A 17582-nucleotide genomic window follows, 5' to 3' on the forward strand; every position below is an offset into this window, starting at 1 on the left:
ACACACCGGTCCCCTGGCTGATGACCGGTCCGGCTGTGGTTCGCGGCCGGTCCAACGATGGCGTGACGGGGTGGGAGTGCTGGCGGTGCAAGCAGTTCACATCGATCCGTCGGGAGCCCCGTCATGCCGCACCACTCCTCTGCCCGCCGTCTCTGCGCAGCCTCCGTTCGCACGCACACGACGGGATCGTCTCCGTTGCAAGTTCTGGAGCAGTCGTTCCTTGGCCTCGCACAGGCCGCCGTACCGCTGACGCTTCCTGCCCGTCTGGTGTGCGGGCCGGAGGCGGAGGGCGACTGGCCCGTCGACCGGATCCGGGCCCGGCTCATTCACCCCTCCACGCGGGCCGAACTCATCCAGCAGACCTGGCACGAAGTGGTGCGGCGCTCACAGGTGTTGGGTGAGCCGTGGGGCACGGTCGCTGTGGCCATGATCGCGCCCGCACTGCACCGCGTCCTGGCCCGTACTGCCCGGCCCGCACAGGTGGAGCGCGCCGAATTGGAGCAGGAAGGGCTGACCGCCGTCGCCTGCGCGCTCGCAGGGGTCGCCGGGGCGGAGGGGCGCGTCGACTGGGAGTTGTGCCGGGCGGCCGACCGGGCCGTGCACCGCCTCGTGTACGCCGCCCGCCGCCACGCCCTTCATGAAGCCCACGAGCTCGACGAGCGTGATGTCCGTATCGGGCGGCTCACCGCGCCAAGCGCCGGACCAGCGGTCGGGGAAGCGGAGGAGACAGACGAACTGTCGGTGCTCGCGGGGGCCGTGCGGGCGCGCGTAGTCGGCCTGGCTGAAGCGCGCCTGATTGCCCGGACGAGGCTGGGCGGGGAGTCGATGGCACGCCTCGCCGCCGAGCACGGGGTGCATGTGCGTCGGCTCTACCGACACCGGGCCGCCGCCGAAGCACACCTGGCCGACCATCTGCGGCAGCAATTGCGCGACGAGTGAGCCGCGAGGGTGCCCTGGCCACGGCTGTCAATTTCCGTTCCGGGGTTCTCCATTACTTGCACGCGGACGACCGCGGCACCTCTCGAGGAGTCCGGTACACACCGCGCCGATGATGCCGCGCCTCTCCCCGGCACCACCGGATCGTGCCGCGTGGGGTGAGCAGCCGTCTCGTGCTGACACCCGAGCAACTCCCCGTCCGATGCCGCACCTCTCCCGAAACGGAGGCCGGCCCCGGTGGAGGGATCCGGCTCACCCCACGCAGCACGGGCGGGCAGCTTCACCTGTCGCGCCCGCCGCTCCTCATCTTGCCTACCTGCCAGCCCAGTTGGAGGTGCGCTGCCATGCGCGTGACGTTCCGCCGCCGGCCCGAACAGGGGGTATCGGCGAGGCGCCGCCTCACCCGCTGCACGTTCGTCGCGGTCGCGACGGCCTTCGTCCTGCTTGCCGACCCTCCCGGGTCCTGGGCAGTAGCCACAGTGCCGCAGGTCATCAACAACCTCAGGAACTGGGTGGTCGGCATCCTGGCCGGGCTTGCCACGCTGTTCCTCACCTTCGGCGGCCTGCGCTACTTGATGGCCGGCGGGGACCCCGGTGAAGTCGAGTCGTCCAAGCGGGCGTTGAAGGCCGCAGCGATCGGGTACGGGCTGGCGATCCTCGCGCCGGTCGTCGTCACCATCCTCAAGGGCATTGTCGGCGCCGGAGGTGGGCAGTGACCCCCGGCAGACACCGCGGTGCCGTCCGCTTCATGACCGTATTCCTGCTGCTGATCGCAGGAATCGCAATGGCAGCCGCGCCGGCCACTGCCACCCCTCCCGTAGTGGTCGCGGCCCCCACCGAACCCTCGCCCCAGCCATCTCCCGCTCCAGCGCCCCCACCTGCGCCGGCACCCGAGCCCTCCCCGTCACCCGGCCCCTCTCCGACTCCTGGCGACAATGACAAGGGAAAGCCGAAGAAGCCTGGCCCCACCGAACCTTCGCAGGGAGAGATCCCGCCCGCGTGTGAGGTGAGTGGTGGCGACTGTTCTGGCGAGGGTGCGGGGCTCTTCGACATTCCGGGCATGATCGCGGACGCGATCTCCTCGTTCTTCGCCAACGTGATCAAAGAGATCACCAAGCCGGTACGTGAGCTGCTCGCCGACACTCTGCTGACAACCCCGGACGTGACCAAGCAGCCTGCCGTGGCCCGGCTGTGGTCCCAAGCACTGGGCCTCACCGTCGCCATTTACCTGCTGTTCGTGACGGCTGGCGGCGTAACGGTCATGGGCTATGAGACCGTGCAGAACCGCTACGCGCTCAAACAGATCGCTCCCCGGCTACTGATCGGCCTGGCCGCTGCCACGCTGTCGAAGTCCGTGATGAGCATGGCCATCTCGCTGGCCAACGCCGTGTCCGCCACGGTCATGCGCAGTGACCTCTCGGATGCCGAACACGGCCTGGCCGAGCAGGCGGTGCGCTATGTGCTCGCCCCTGCGGCCGGCGGCCCCATGTTCTTGGTGCTGCTGAGCGGCCTGGCCCTCTTCATGGTCGTCGCCGTGCTCATGGGCTACGTCGTGCGGGTCGCCGTGATCGCGCTGCTTGCCGTTATCGGTCCGTTGGTTCTGGCGTGTCACGCGCACCCTGTCACTGACGGGCTCGCCCGGATGTGGTGGCGGGCGCTGGCCGGGTGTCTGTCCATTCAGGTCGCCCAGTCGATGGTCTTCGTGCTGTCACTGAAGGTGTTCTTCGCACCGGGCAACACCGTGCTCGGCTTTCCCCGGCCGAGCACTCTGGGCACCATGCTGGCTGGACTCGCCCTGTTCTGGGTGCTGTTCAAGATTCCGGGCTGGACCACTCAGCTGATCTTCCGTGCCACGCCGATCGGTCCGCCAGGGACTCCGGGCGTCCTGCGGATGATCAAGTCCGTTGCTCTGGTGCAGCTCATGAACGCGGCCGCTCCAGGTGCGGGGGCCGCCGCCGGGGGTGGCCGTGGTGGCGGTCTCGGTCAGCTGGTCCGGCGGGCCGGTCGCTCCGGGCCTCCTGGCGGTGGTCCGCCGGGGCGGGGCGGCGGACCACGCCCCGGTGGGCCTGGCCCGGGTCACCGGGGACCTGGCGGTCGACGGCCACGTCCCAATGGGCCCCGGCCCAGCGGTGGTTCCGGGCCAGGAGGCGCTCCCGGACCGAGTGGCGGTCCCGGACCGAACGGGGGCACCGGGCCAGGTGGCAGTCCCGGATCGCGTTCCCGCCCCGGCCGTCCGACTCCCCCACCATCAACCAGCCCGGGCCCTGCCGCCGGGGCGCCACCCTCCGCGCCGCCAGCGGGCCTTACTCCGCCCACGCCCACCCCGCCACGGCCGACCCCACGAAACCGGCCGCGCCCTCCGCAGCCGCGCCCGGCCGCCTCGAAGAAGCCGGCCGCCTCGAAGAAGCCGGCCGTCTCCCCGAAGTCGCCTCCACCCGCGCCTCGGCATCGACCCGCTACAGCACCAACCGGCCAGCCGTCCCCCGGCACAACCTCCGCCCGCCCGGCCCCACCATTTCCGCCCCCACCCGCACCTCCCAGCCCGGCCCCCAGCGGCCGGCACAACATCCCACCGCTGCCCCGCGTCCCCGCGCCCCGCCCCATGTCCATGCGGCTCCCGCTGGAGCCGCCCCGTACCGACCCGCCCAGGAGGCGCCCGCGATGAACGCGCACGAGGACGATCTCGTCACGACGGTCAAGATCCCGTCCGACATCAATCGCTCGGACAAGGTCCTGGGCCCGTTCACCGCCCGGCAGGCCGCGTCGCTCGCCGTGGTGGCTCTGACGCTGTACGGCGGGTACTGGGCGACGCACCCCTTCATGGCTCCGCTCGCCTATCTGGCACTGGTCACGCCGATCGCCGGGGTCGCCGCCGTAGTGGCGCTCGGACGCCGGGAGGGCGTCGACCTCGACCGGTTCGCGCTGGCGGCCATCGCCCACCACCGCACGCCCAAGCGTCAAGTGCACGCCCCCGAAGGCGTCCCTCCACTCCCTCAGTTCCTCAACTCCGCTCTAGTCAAGGCGGCCGGGCCGGAACCAGCACCCATGCGGATGCCCTACGACGGCATCACAATCGCCGGAGTGCTGGACCTCGGCGACCAGGGGCACGCGGCGGTGGCGACCTGCACAACGGTCAACTTCGACCTGCGCTCCGGCGCCGAACAGCAGGCCCTGACAGCCGGGTTCGCCCGCTGGCTCAACTCGCTGACCGGCCCCTCCCAGCTCCTGGTGCGCTGCCACCGCATCGACCTCGCCCCACTCGCCGACCGCCTCCAGCACGAAGCGCCCGCCCTGCCCCACCCGGCCCTGGAGGAGGCGGCTCGCGCACACGCCTCCTTCCTCACCCAGCTCGCCACCGGCGGCTCCCTGCTCGCCCGCCAGATCGTGCTCGTCGCCCGCGAGCCCTCCCCCGTCCGCCGCTCTCACCAAGCGCCCGCGGCCAAAGCAGGGCGGGCAGTGCAGCGCCTCGACGAGGCCGCCCGCGCACTCGCCTCCGCCGACATCACCCTCGCCCCGCTCGACGCGGAGGCAACTGGCCACCTCTTGGAGGCCGCCTGCAGCCCCGACACCCCTACCGCGTCCGCCCCGTCTCCCGAAGGAGCCCTGTCGTGAAGCGCCACATCAGCCGCTTCCCCTCCGGCGCAGGCACAGAGCGGGTGGCGGCCGCCGATCTGCTGCGCCCCATCGGCCCGGAGGCCGTGGAGATCCACGCCCGAACCCTCGCCCTCGGCTCCCACCTCACCTCCACCCTGGTGGTCACCGGCTATCCGGCCGAGGTCACCCCCGGCTGGCTGTCCCCGTTGCTGAACTTCCCCGGCCACCTCGACATCGCCCTGCACATCGAGCCCGTCCCCACCGCGGTGGCGGCAGCCGGTCTGAAGAAGCAGCGGGCCCGACTGGAATCCGGGCGGCGCACCGGCTTCGACAAGGGCCGACTCGACGACCCCGAGGTCGAAGCCGCCGCAGCCGACGCCGCCGAGCTCGCCTACCGCATCGCCCGCGGCGAGGGGAAACTCTTCCAACTCGCCCTGTACCTCACCGTCCACGCCCCCGACGAGGACACCCTGGCCGAGCAGGCCGCCGCCGTACGCGCGGTGGCCGAGTCGCTGCTCGTGACCGTGGCGCCGACCACGTACCGGGCACTGGCAGGCTGGCTGGCCACCCTGCCCCTCGGCCTCGACACGTTGAAGATCCGCCGCACCTTCGACACCGCGGCGCTCGCGGCCTGTTTCCCCTTCACCAGCCCCGACCTCCCGCTCGCCCTCGACCCCGACGGCGTGCCCACCGGTGTGCTGTACGGGCTGAACACGGTCTCGGGGGCGCCTGTGCTGTGGGACCGGTTCGCGCAGGACAACTACAACTCCATCACCCTGGCCCGCTCCGGGGCCGGCAAGTCATACCTGACCAAACTCGAGCTGCTGCGGCTGCTGTTCAACGGCGTGACCGCCTCCGTCATCGACCCGGAGAACGAGTACGTCCGCCTGGCCGAGACGGTCGGCGGCCACATCGTCGCCCTCGGCGCCGACGGTGTGCGCCTCAACCCCTTCGACCTGCCTGCGACCGTCGAACCGGGCGATGACGTACTCACCCGCAGGGTCCTGTTCCTGCACACCTTCCTCGCCTGCCTGTTCGGCACGACACTCACCCCGGCGGAGAAGGCCGTACTGGACCGGGCACTCCTGACCACCTACCACCGCGCCGGGATCACCACCGACACCCGCACCTGGCGCCGCACCCCGCCCCAACTCAGCGACCTTGCCGCCGCATTGGACGCCGACGCGGACGCCACCGCGCAGGATCTGGGCCGACGTCTCGTCCCCTACGTATCCGGCTCGCACGCCGCGCTGTTCAACGGACCCTCCACCACCCCGCTGGACGGGCACCTGGTGGTCTTCGCGCTGCGTCAGCTGCCCGACGAGGTGAAGGCCCCCGCCATGCTGCTGGCCCTCGACGCGATCTGGCGGCAGACCACTTCCCGTAACCGCCCCGGCAAGCACCTGGTGGTCGTGGACGAGGGCTGGCAGCTGATGCGGGAGGAGGCCGGGGCCCGGTTCCTGTTCCGGATGGCCAAGGCCGCCCGCAAGCGCTGGACCGGCCTCGCCGTGGTCACCCAGGACGCCGACGATGTCCTCGCCTCCCCGCTCGGCCGGGCGATCGTCGCGAACGCTGCCACGCAGATTCTGCTGCGCCAGGCTCCGCAGGCCATCGACGCCATCAGCGACACCTTCCATCTCTCGCACGGGGAGCGGGAGTTCCTGCTGTCCGCGGCCCGCGGCGAAGCGCTGCTGCTTGCCGACGACCGACGCCGCAAGGTCGCGCTGATGAGCGTCGCCGCGCCCGGCGAACACGCCGTCATCACCACCGACCCCGGAGAACTCGCTGCCCAGAGGGACCTGTTGGGCACGCGGGACCTCGAAGCGGCACCGGACGACTTCGATGCCGGCAGCTCTCCGGACGACGGTCAGCTCACGGACGAGGAGTGGGAGCTGTGACGGCGACCGCGAGTCTCGCGTCCAGCGCAGTGCTCGTGGACTTCCTCACCGATCCCGCTGCCTTCTGGCAACACCTCTCAAGGCAGCTCCTTCCCCGCGCCCAGGCCGCCGCTCCCGTGTCCGTTCCTGTCGCCGTACTCGTGGTGGTCTGCAGCCTGGTCCTGGCGCAACGCATACGCCGCCTGCACCAACGGCGCAACGCCGACGGAGCCCGCCTCGTAGAGATCCTCACCCCACCCGTCGTGGCCCCCAAAGGCGGTCAAGTGCTGTGGGCCCAACTGTCCGGGCTGCTACGGCCATGGTGGCGCCGCCTGCTGAGCGGGCAGCCGCACCTCGCCTTCGAATACACCTGGAACCCCGCAGGACTGCGCATCGCCCTGTGGGTCCCAGGCAGCGTGCCGCTCGCCCTCGTGCGCCGCGCGGTCGAGTCGGCCTGGCCCGGAGCCCACACCCGTGTCACCGACCCCACGCCGCTCGTCCCACCCGGCCACACGGTGACGGCCGGACGGCTGCGTCCAGCCCGCCCCGAAGCCCTCCCACTGCGCACCGAGCACACCACCGACCCGCTGCGCCCCCTGCTCCAGGCCGCTACCGGCATGGCCGACGGCGAGAGCGCCTGCGTGCAGATCCTGGCCCGCCCGGCCACCGGCCGGGCACTTCGCCGTGCCCGCCGCACCGCCCGCCGCCTCAAAATTGGCACCACACCCGGCCGCCTCCCCGCCCTGGCCGCCCTGCTCGCCCACCGCCCCCAGCCCACCGCGACCGGCAAGCAAGACCCCGAACACTCCGCCGCCGTACGCCAGTCGGCCGCCAAACTCGCCGGACCGCAATGGCAGTGCATCATCTCCTACGCCGCCACCTGCACACCCAAAACCGAGCGCGCCACGGACACGATCCGCGGCCGCGCACACAGCCTGGCCTCCGCCTTCGGCCTCTACGCCGACCGCAACTGGCTCGCCCGCACCCGCCTGCGCCATCCCGAACGGGCCCTCCCCAGTCGCTACTTGCCCGCCCGCAGCGCACTGCTGTCCGTGCCCGAACTCGCCGCCCTCGCCCACCTGCCCTTCGACGCCGACGCACCCGGCCTGGCCCGCGCCGGCGCCCGTAGCGTCCTGCCGCCCCCGCCCATCCCGGAGCCCACCCCCGGCAGCGGGGTCAAACCGCTGGGCCGCTCCGACCTCGGTGCCCGCCGCCCGATCGGTCTCGCCACCCGCGACGCGCGCCAGCACCTGCATGTCATGGGCGCCACGGGCTCCGGCAAGTCCACTCTCATCGCCAACCTGATCCTCGACGACGTACGAAACCACCGGGGCGTCATCGTCATCGACCCCAAGGGTGACCTCGTCACCGACCTCCTGGACCGTCTCCCCGACACCTGCGCCGACCGCCTGGTCCTCATCGACCCGGACGACGCACACACCCCGCCCTGCCTGAACGTCCTCGACGGCGCGGACATCGACGTCGTCACCGACAACCTCACCGGCATCTTCCGCCGCATCTTCTCCGCATTCTGGGGACCTCGGACGGACGACGTCATGCGCGCCGCCTGCCTCACGCTCCTCAAGCACCGGGACCGTGCACGCCAGCAGGTCACCCTCGCCGACATCCCTCGCCTGCTGGCCGAGTCATCCTTCCGCCTGCGGATCGTCCCTGCCCTCAAGGACCCGGTGCTGCGGGGCTTCTGGGACTGGTACGAGTCGATGTCCGAGCCCTCCCGTGCCGCAGTCGTCGGCCCGGTCATGAACAAGCTCCGAGCCTTCCTGCTGCGCGACTTCGCCCGCCGCGCGATCGCCGCAGGCCCCTCCACCTTCGACCTCGCCTCCGTCCTGGACGGCGGCATCCTCCTCGCCCGCCTCCCCAAGGGCGCCCTCGGCGAAGAGACCGCGCGCCTTCTCGGCTCCTTCATCGTCGCGGGCACATGGCAGAACACCGCCGCCCGTGCCCGCACTCCCGAACACGCCCGCATCGACGCCGGGTTGTACGTGGACGAGGCGCACAACTTCCTCACGCTCCCCTATCCGCTGGAGGACATGCTCGCCGAGGCCCGCGGCTACCGCCTCTCCATGACCCTGGCCCACCAGCACCTCGCCCAACTCCCCCGCGACCTGCGCGAAGGCATCTCCGCCAACGCCCGCAACAAGGTCTTCTTCAACGCCTCCCCCGAGGACGCCCACGTCCTGGAGCGCCACACCCTCCCCACCCTCTCGGCACACGACCTCGCGCACCTGGGCCCCTACCAGGCGGTCGCCCACCTCCTCACCGGCGGCGCCGAATCGGCAGCGTTCACGCTCACCACCCGCCCGCTGCCGCCGCCCGTTCCCGGGCGGGCCCACGACCTGCGCACCGCAGCCGCCTCCCGCACCGGACCACGCCCCACCACACGTCCGTAACCCCCTTACACACAGAGCGACTTGCAGGTGATGACCGCCATGGCCTCACTCCCCCGCCCCGCCACCGGACCCGGCTCCCGCTACACCGCCCGCGCGGCCACCACCCGCCCACGCCCTGCGCTCCGGCGCATCGATGTCGCCGCCCTGGCCCGCCGCCTCACCCCGCGCGACCGCTGGCTGACGGCCATGCTCCACGAACACCAGGTCCTCACCACCGACCAGGTCACCCGCCTCGCCTACACCAGCCGCCGTTCCGCCCAACGCCGGCTGCGCATCCTCCATCACCACGCCCTGATCGACTCCTTCCGCCCCCTCACCCAGACCGGCTCCGCCCCCGAGCACTACACCCTCGGCCCCGCAGGCGCCGCCCTCCTGGCCGCCCACGCCGGACTCGACGTCGCAGACACCGGCTGGCGGCCCACCTCCACCGGCCGCATCGCCTACTCCCCCTCGCTCGGCCACGACCTCGGCGTCAACGACCTCCTCTCCCACCTCGCCGCCCACACCCGCAACTCCCCGGCCCTGACACTGCCGTTGTGGATCTCCGAAAGATCCTGCGCCCGCCGCTGGGGCGACATCATCCGCCCCGACGCCTACGCACACTTCGCCGCACGCGAGGGCCAACTCCTGCCGTTCTTCCTCGAATACGACACCGGCAGCCAACCCCTCGCCCGCGTCGAAGCAAAGCTCACCGGCTACGAGACCTTCCACACCAGCACCGGCACCCGCCCCGCCCTCCTCATCCACACCCGCACCCACTCCCGCGACATGGCCATCCGCCGCCGCCTCGCCGACGCAGCACGCGAGCTGGGCCTGGCGGTGGCCACCAGCTCCGCCGACTTCACCACCACCCAGCCCTGGGGACCCTGGTGGACCCCACTCGAGCCCGCCGCCCACCGCCAGCCCCTCCTCCAACTCGCCACGCACTGGCCGCACCTGACAGCGGCCACCGGTCTGGAGGCAACCGACGCGGACACCGCCCTCACCCTGCCCGTTCCGCCTCTCCCCCCGCACGACGCAGACGGACCGGCGCCAGCATGAGCGGCTCCCTGGCCAAAACGGCCTCCGGCATCGGCTGCGCCCTGCTCGCACTTTCCTTCGTCGCCGCGCTTGCCGTAGCCGCGATGCTCTCCAGCCTGCTCCCCGGAGGTGCCGACGCATCCGCCTCCCCGAGCAAGCAGGCCCTCGCCGACATCCCACCTGTCTATCTGGCCCTCTACCAGCGCGCGGCACCGGAGTGCCCAGGCCTGTCCTGGACGGTCCTCGCCGCGATCGGCAAAGTCGAGACCGACCACGGACGGCACCCGACGATGGTGTCCTCGGCGGGCGCGGTAGGCCCGATGCAGTTCCTGCCGAGCACGTTCGTGGCCTACGCGCACCCCGTCCCACCGGGCGGGAAGAAGCCGCCCACGCCCTGGGACCCGGTCGACGCCGTCTACGCCGCCGCCCGCCTCCTGTGCGCCAACGGCGCCCGCAACAACAAGAACTTGCGCCGCGCGATCTGGCACTACAACCACGCCGACTGGTACGTCGACAAAGTCCTCAAGACCGCCGCCCAGTACGCAGCCGCCACACCCGCCCCAAACGGCGCCGCAGCCAAAGCCGTCGCCTACACCCGCGCTCAACTCGGCCAGCCCTACGTATGGGGCGGCGACGGCCCCGCCGAAGGCGGCTTCGACTGCTCCGGCCTCACCCAGGCCGCCTACCGCGCCGCCGGCGTCCCGCTCCCACGCGTGGCCCAGGCCCAGTACGAGTCCACGTCCAAGGTTCCGGCCCGGCAGCCGCTGCTCCCCGGCGACCTGATCTTCTTCGGCACCCGCACAAACCTCCACCATGTCGGCCTCTACGTCGGGGGTGGCCAGATGATCCACGCACCCAACAGCCACTCCGTCGTGCGCCAAGACAGCATTCGCTCCCAAGGTGACTTCTACGCCGCCACCCGGCCAAGCGCGGGAAGCTCACGATGAAGGCACCGGAGACAGAAGAAGCCATTCGGCTGCTGCGTACGATGACGCGTGTCCTGTGCGCGGTCGCGGTGCTCGCGCTCGTGTTCACCACCGTCAACGTCACCGGCTTCGCCCGCTCCCGCAACGTACCGCTGCCGATCGCGGTTCTCCTGGACCCGATGCTCGGCGCCGCGCTGGCCGTCGTTCTGTACGCGGACGCCCGCCTCGCCTCCTGGGGTGTCCGGCCACCCGGCTGGTCCACCGCGCTGCGCTGGTCGGCAGGCTGCACCGCGGCGTTGATGAACAGCTGGGAGTCGCTGTGGCCCGACGGACAGATCGGCTGGCCCCGCAACGCAGATCCGGCAGCGGTCCTGCTGCATCTGACACCGGCCCTGCTCTTGATCATGCTCACCGAGACGATCGCTGCCTACCGACGCACGATCGCCATCCTCGTCAGCAGTACGAGTTCCGCCGGTCCGACAGCGGCCCCCTCGGCGCCAGCAGCCTCCACAGCCGGACCGATCGCACGTGACACCGATCCGGATGCCGCAACACCCACACCGATCGATACGCAGCACCATGCCGCGGTAACCGAGCTTTCCGATGACACCCTGCCGGGCGGCGGGGCGGACACCGGTGGCCACGACACGCCCATACAGCGCCAGACGGCCACCATGGGCCAGCCCCGCCCCCACGACGCGGCAGACGCCGAACTGTGGGCGCACGCGGCCGCATTGGACGCCGTCGCTCGCGACGCGACCGGTCGGCCAGTGAGCGTGTGGCGGTTGCGCACCGAACTCCGCATGGGTCCCAAGCGGGCCCAGCAGATCCGGACACAGCTGCTGGCCCACCACCGACAGCCGACGTGACCCCTCTCGCGATCGGCGCCACTGCCGCATCTTGGGCCGATCCGATCGGCCCAAGAACGCCGCTTGACTTCCTGGCGCATCGAGAGCGTCCATGGTCGCAGCCGGCCCCGCCGCCACCGATTATCAATCGACAAGCAGATCGACGGCGCGGGACCGGGTCCGATCGGGATCTCCGTGCTGCGCACGCGGCCGATCGGACACCGCGACGCCACACGGCGCCGCACCCCGGCCGGGGACCTCATCCAACCCAGCGTCACTCAGCGGAATTTGAGGCCCCACCATGTCCGACACCCACACGCCCACCGACACCACACCGACCGCCACGGTGCACGTCCTCCATCCGATGCCCGCCGCCGACCCCCTGCCCGAACTGAGCGGCGCCCCCGCTGCCGTACACGCCGAGCTCCTCGACCGTCCCGCAGCCGCCACCACCGCCGAACTCGCCCTCGCTGTCGGCCTGAGCCGCTCCACCACCGGCAAGGCGCTGACCACACTTGAGTCCACCGGTCTCGCGACGCGCGAACGCGGCACACGCAACGGCACTCACCGAACCCCTGACCGCTGGCTCCCAAGCCCCAGCAACCCCGTCGACACCACGCCCAGCCCGACCGAGACCATCACGGCGGGCACGTCCACTTCCGACCCGAACACCGAGGACGACGCACACTCCGCACCCAACGAAACAGCTAGGCCCGCTTCGACCGTGGATGATGCGACTCCGGCCGCGACGGCGACCGCGACTCACTTGAACGGGCCCGTTGTTCCAGCTCCCACCGTGCCGAGCAGCAAGGCCCGGCTCGCACCCGGCGCGCTGCACCATCTCGTAACCGCACACCTCCAAGCGCACCCGGAAGAGGCATTCACCGCCACGAAGATCAGTCGGATCATCGAAAAGTCCTCGGGGGCCATCGCGAACTGCCTGGCCAAGCTGACGGCCCAGGGCGTCGCAGTGCAAGTCACCGAGCGCCCCCGTACCTACCAGCTCGCTCCGGCCTCCCCGGCAACCACGCAGAAGTAGCCCTCTCGATGCCCCTTCACGGCCGGGCCCGCCGCACCATGGCGGGCCCGGCCAGCCCGTGTCGACACCACGCGGGCGTTCCCGCCGTCACACGGCTTCGATAGTTCCGCCTGCATGCGCCGAAGCACGGAACCGGCAAAGCCCTCGTCGCACGCCAGTCCATCGAGGCCGCCACGTACCCATATCGCCGTCATACCACCCGAGTTGCATGCCCGTTGACCATGTTGCCGCGCCTCGAACTCCAAGATCCTCGTCAGAGTCAAGATGAGGACACGACAGGGGCGCGCACTGACACAGGAGTTGCTTCGCGCATCCGTGAACTGGGCTTGACCTACCGCCCATTCACATCTGCGACAGAGTCGTTGGAAGGCGGGGCGTGATCTTACGGCGGCCGGAAGGTTACAGAACTGCACCATCCACCTGCACAACCATTTTCACATGTGCTCAAGCTCACCTTACGACTGTCCATCTTGCCCCTTCGCTACCCAAGTGCCCCCTAGTCAATGCCTGTATGGAGCACCTAAGTTCACGGCGGAAATAATGAAACTTGCATGAGTAGAGCGTGGGGATGATGCAAAGAGTGGGGCGGGGGCCGTTCGGACGGCGCTGGTGGGGGGTGATTGTCAGCGCGGCACTTGGGGTGGGTGTGCTGCCGACGCTCATCACTGTCAGTGCCGCGCCAGCGGTGGCGGCGAGCACGCCAGGCGCCGAGGTGAACGGGGCGGCGGTCTCGGAGGACGAGGCGCTGGCAAAGGCGAAGAAATCGGGGGAGCCGGTCGAGGTGCTCTCCCAGCGTGGGGAGAGCAGCGAGGTCTACGCGACCCCGCAGGGCGATCTCGAGGCCCGCGAGTATCTGCGTCCGGTGTGGACGCGGCAGAGCGGCGGCTGGAAGCACGTCGACATGGATCTGGCGGTGACCGAACAGGACGCGGTCGCCCCCAAGGCCACCACCGTGGACCTGCAGTTTTCCAATGGCGGCGACAAGGCACCGCTGGTGCGCCTGGAGCGTGCGGGACGGGAGTTGAGCCTGTCGTGGCCGAAGGCACTGCCGAAGCCGGAACTATCAGGGGCGGTGGCGACGTATCCGTCCGTGCTGCCTGATGTCGATCTGCGAATGACGGCGCAGGAGGACGGCTTCAGTCAGCTTCTGGTGGTGAAGACTGCCGAAGCTGCTGCCAGTTCGGAACTGGCCGAGGTGCGGCTGAAGCTTGCCGCCGACGGCATGGACGTGAAGGAGACCGCGGAGGGTGGCCTGGAGGCCATCGACAAGGGCGCCAAGGGGGCGGTCTTCGAAGCTCCGAAGCCGATGATGTGGGACTCCAGCCCCGGCGAAGCGCCGGCCGCGAAGACTCTCAGCTCGTCCATTGCGACGACCGGCGCGGACGGCGAACCGGGCGCGGGCGAGTCCGGCAAGCTGACGCCTGTGGACGTCCACATCCCGGACGACCAGAGCGAGTTGGTACTGACCCCGGACCAGGACGTGCTGACGGGGCAGGGCACGCACTACCCCGTGTTCATCGACCCGCAGTGGTACTCGCCGCGGGCCTCGGCCTGGACGATGGCGTCCAAGTACTGGGCGTCCTCGCCGCAGTACAAGTTCAACGGTGACTCCGATGCCGGCATGGGCTACTGCAACTGGTCGTATTGCCAGCCCCACGACACCAAGCGGCTGTTCTACCGGATTCCGGTGTCGAAGTTCGCGGGCAAGTCGATCCTGTCGGCGGAGTTCGTCGCCCGCAACACGTGGTCGGCCTCCTGCTCGGACCGGTCGGTGGAACTGTGGCAGACCAAGGGGATCTCGTCGTCGACGACGTGGAACTCACAGAGTGCGTCCGGGTTCTGGATCAAGCAGTTGGCGTCGAAGTCGTTCGCCTACGGGTATTCGGGCTGCAGTGCGAAGGATGCCGAGTTCAGTGTGAAGTCGGCGGTGCAGTCGGCCGCCAACGCGCATGACTCCACGATGACGTTCGGGCTGCGGGCGGGGAGCGAGTCGGACGCGTATGCGTGGAAGCGGTTCTCCGACAAGGCGTATCTGCGGGTGAAGTACAACCGTCCGCCCGCGCAGTTGAAGTCCTCGCAGCTGACGATGGAGTACGGCGGCACGTGCAAGCCCTCCTCGAACCCCGCCCGCGTGCGCACTCTCGGGAAGATCACGGCCAACAATGTGACGGACCCGGACGGGGACAGTGTGGCGGTGCAGTTCCAGGCGAAGTGGGACGGCGGCTCGTGGAGCCCGTCCAAGAGCACCATGAAGTCTTCAGGATCCAATATCCGGATCAGCCTGCCGTCGACGATCCCGCAGAACAAGACGGTCAACTGGTACGCGCGCGTGTATGACGGTGCGCAGTATTCGCCGTGGTCGTACGCGGGGGATCCACAGGCCTGCTACTTCATCTACGACACGTCTGTGCCCAAGGCGCCCAGTGTCGTTTCCGGTCAGTACCCGGAGTCCAACCCCGATGATCCTGACGACCCGTGGTACGACGGGGTGGGCCAGTACGGTTCGTTCACCATCGACTCGGCCAGTACGGATGTGACCACATACCGGTACGGCATCAACACCGACCCGTCATCCAAGAACAAGATCACCACCTCGGGCGGGGCCCCGCAAATCGCGCAAGTGCTGCCGGCCGAGACGGGCGTCAACTTCGTGACGGCACAGGCGTTCGACTCGGCGGGTAACGGCAGCGAGATCCGCACCTACCAGTTCCGGGTGAAGGCCGGCCAGCCGTCCCGCGCCACCTGGCAAATGGACGAGGCGGCAGGGGCCAGCGAGGCAAAGGGCTCCACCCCCGCGCGCACGCTCGCCCTGCACGGCGGGGCAACGCCGGGCGTGGAGGGTGCCAATGGCACCGCAGTGCAGTTCAACGGCACCGACGCCTACGCCTCCACAGACCTCTCTCCGGTCAACACCAGCGGCGGGTTCGCCGTCTCGGCGTGGGTAAAGCTCGACAAGCTCCCCACCGCGACCGCGGACGTCGCACTGATCCCCGGCAACAACGCGTCCGGCATGGAGCTGTACTACTCCACCACGTATGGCTGGTCGTTCAACCAGTACAAGTCCGACGACGCCTCCAGCGGCATGGTGCGTGCTCACCAGGGCGACACCAGCAAGGTGAAGGCCGACACCTGGACGCATCTGGTGGGCTCCTATTCCTCCACAGAGGATCTGCTGCAGCTGTACGTGGACGGCCAGCTGGCCGATTCGGTCTCTTACGACGCACCCTGGACGGCACGGCGCGGCCTGCTGGTCGGCGCCAAGAACTTCACCGGTACACCCAGCGCCCTCTTCCCTGGTGCCATCGACGAGTTGCAGATCTTCGACAAGCCGCTGGCGCAGGACGAGGTCGACAAGCTGAAGGCCAAGCAGAGCGTCGGTGACCCCGGCCGCCCGGCCATCGCCCTCTTCGACATGGACGAGGCGGCGGACGCCACCGAACTGGCTGGACACGGCGGCGTCTTGCCCGCCAAGTACAACGGCACGGTCTCCCCCGGCATGGAGGGCATCGCGGGCAAGGCCACCAAGTTCGACGGCACCAGCGGCTACGCAAAGATCGGGCAGACCAGCGGCCCGCACATCAACACCGAGCGCAGCTTCACCGTCTCGTCGTGGGCGAAACTGGACAAGAAGCCAGCCGGCGCCGCGGTGATCACCGCGCAGGCCGGCAAAGCGGCTCCCGGCTTTGAGCTGTACTACTCGGCCACCTACGACCGGTGGGCGTTCAACCAGTACTCCAGTGACAGCGCGGATGCCAAACCGGTACGCGCGATGCAGGCCGACGGCACCAGCGCGCGAGCCGGCGAGTGGGTGCACCTGGTGGGTGTGCACGACACCACCGCCAACACCCTCACTCTGTACGTGAACGGAGTGAAGGCCGGCACGCAGACGCTTACGGACGCGTTCTACGCAGACCAGTCGATGTACATCGGCGCCAGCAGCTACGGCGGGGCCATGGGCGCATACTTCCCCGGAACCATCGACGACGTACGGGTGATGGACCGGCCTGCCTCCGCCGAGGAGGTTGCGCAGATGTACCGCCAGCGGCCACTGGTCAAGGCCCGCTGGAACTTCGAGACCGTCACCGATGCCACCCCGGCCACCAGCCCGGACTCCTCGGACAATGCCAACACCATGACGTTGGGTGGCCAGGCCCAGCAGGGCACGGGCTGGGTCGACTTCAACGGGCTGCAGCTGGACGGTGTGGACGACTACGCCAGTTCCAAGAGCCAGCCGCTGGACACCTCGGCCAGCTTCACCGTCACCGCCTGGGCTCAGGCCGCCGCGCTTCCCACCGGCAACGCCAGCGTTGTCTCGGCCGCGGGCACGCACACCAGCGCCTTCGACCTGCACTTCACCCCGGACTCCGCCAACGCGGACGGGATGGGCAGTTACAGCGCGGACATCCGCACCAGCGACACGGCCGGCGCCGGTACCGACAGCGTGTCGAACACGGAGTTCTACGACGCCCGGGACTGGAACCATCTGGCGCTGGTGTACGACGGGTTCGCCAAGGAGGCCCGCCTGTATGTCAACGGTGTACTGCAGGAGACCGCCTGCAGCGACGCCGACGGCAACGGAGATGCGGACGACAGCGGCTGCCAGGACCTGATTGCCTGGGCCGACAATGTCCTCGCGTTCAAGGCCGACGGCACCCTGCAGGTCGGCCGCGCCAAGACTGCGGATGCCTTCGGGCAGTACTTCCCCGGCGTCATCGACGATGTGTGGACCTTCCAGGGCGCGCTGAGCGATGCCCAGATCGAGCAGCTAGCGATCAGCTGGTTCGACGTACCCACCGAGGTGCCGGGCAACTGACCGACCGGGTGTGGGGCGCCGGGCCAATATCCCGGCGCCCCACACCCCTTCCCGCAAGAACCCGTACGCCCCGAGACCGTGGCTACGCACGTCCTCCGACAGGAAATTGATCCAGAAA

11 protein-coding genes are annotated in these 17582 nt (G+C 69.9%); all 11 read left to right on the plus strand.

Going from position 1 to position 17582, the window contains the following annotated elements; genetic code table 11:
- Nucleotides 1–195 precede the first annotated feature (195 nt).
- The 11 genes from OHA73_RS05690 to OHA73_RS05740 all read left to right on the plus strand — a co-directional run bounded on the left by OHA73_RS05690 (nucleotide 196) and on the right by OHA73_RS05740 (nucleotide 17464).
- Nucleotides 196–939: a hypothetical protein gene (locus tag OHA73_RS05690; RefSeq protein ID WP_327654380.1), complete on the plus strand. Its 744-nt coding sequence runs from the start codon at nucleotides 196–198 to the stop codon at nucleotides 937–939.
- A 341-nt stretch (nucleotides 940–1280) separates the two neighbouring features.
- Complete coding sequence (locus OHA73_RS05695; protein ID WP_267071853.1) at nucleotides 1281–1652, plus strand: pilin; 372 nt, start codon at nucleotides 1281–1283, stop codon at nucleotides 1650–1652.
- 344 nt (nucleotides 1653–1996) lie between these two features.
- A complete protein-coding gene (locus tag OHA73_RS05700) occupies nucleotides 1997–3601 on the plus strand; it encodes a hypothetical protein (RefSeq protein WP_267071852.1) in 1605 nt (534 codons plus the stop codon).
- Nucleotides 3598–4548: a PrgI family protein gene (locus OHA73_RS05705; RefSeq protein WP_267071851.1), complete on the plus strand. Its 951-nt coding sequence runs from the start codon at nucleotides 3598–3600 to the stop codon at nucleotides 4546–4548. Before OHA73_RS05700 ends, OHA73_RS05705 begins: the two co-directional genes overlap by 4 nt.
- Nucleotides 4549–4607: 59 nt before the next feature.
- Entirely contained in the window at nucleotides 4608–6428 is a 1821-nt protein-coding gene (locus OHA73_RS05710) for a VirB4 family type IV secretion system protein (protein WP_267072991.1), read from the plus strand.
- A complete protein-coding gene (locus OHA73_RS05715; RefSeq protein WP_443063034.1) occupies nucleotides 6416–8818 on the plus strand; it encodes a type IV secretory system conjugative DNA transfer family protein in 2403 nt (800 codons plus the stop codon). The genes OHA73_RS05710 and OHA73_RS05715 overlap by 13 nt, the downstream gene beginning before the upstream one ends.
- Before the next feature lie 39 nt (nucleotides 8819–8857).
- A complete protein-coding gene (locus tag OHA73_RS05720; RefSeq protein ID WP_267071849.1) occupies nucleotides 8858–9859 on the plus strand; it encodes a replication-relaxation family protein in 1002 nt (333 codons plus the stop codon).
- Complete coding sequence (locus OHA73_RS05725; protein ID WP_327654381.1) at nucleotides 9856–10785, plus strand: C40 family peptidase; 930 nt, start codon at nucleotides 9856–9858, stop codon at nucleotides 10783–10785. The genes OHA73_RS05720 and OHA73_RS05725 overlap by 4 nt, the downstream gene beginning before the upstream one ends.
- Entirely contained in the window at nucleotides 10782–11633 is an 852-nt protein-coding gene (locus tag OHA73_RS05730) for an extensin (RefSeq protein WP_267071847.1), read from the plus strand. The genes OHA73_RS05725 and OHA73_RS05730 overlap by 4 nt, the downstream gene beginning before the upstream one ends.
- 280 nt (nucleotides 11634–11913) lie before the next feature.
- The gene (locus OHA73_RS05735; RefSeq protein ID WP_267071846.1) at nucleotides 11914–12651 is read left to right on the plus strand and encodes a hypothetical protein; all 738 of its coding nucleotides are present in this window, start codon (nucleotides 11914–11916) and stop codon (nucleotides 12649–12651) included.
- A 571-nt stretch (nucleotides 12652–13222) separates the two neighbouring features.
- Entirely contained in the window at nucleotides 13223–17464 is a 4242-nt protein-coding gene (locus OHA73_RS05740; protein ID WP_443063199.1) for a LamG domain-containing protein, read from the plus strand.
- Nucleotides 17465–17582: the final 118 nt, after the last annotated feature.

This window comes from Streptomyces sp. NBC_00483 (assembly GCF_036013745.1).
In the GTDB taxonomy this organism is placed as follows: Bacteria; Actinomycetota; Actinomycetes; order Streptomycetales; family Streptomycetaceae; genus Streptomyces.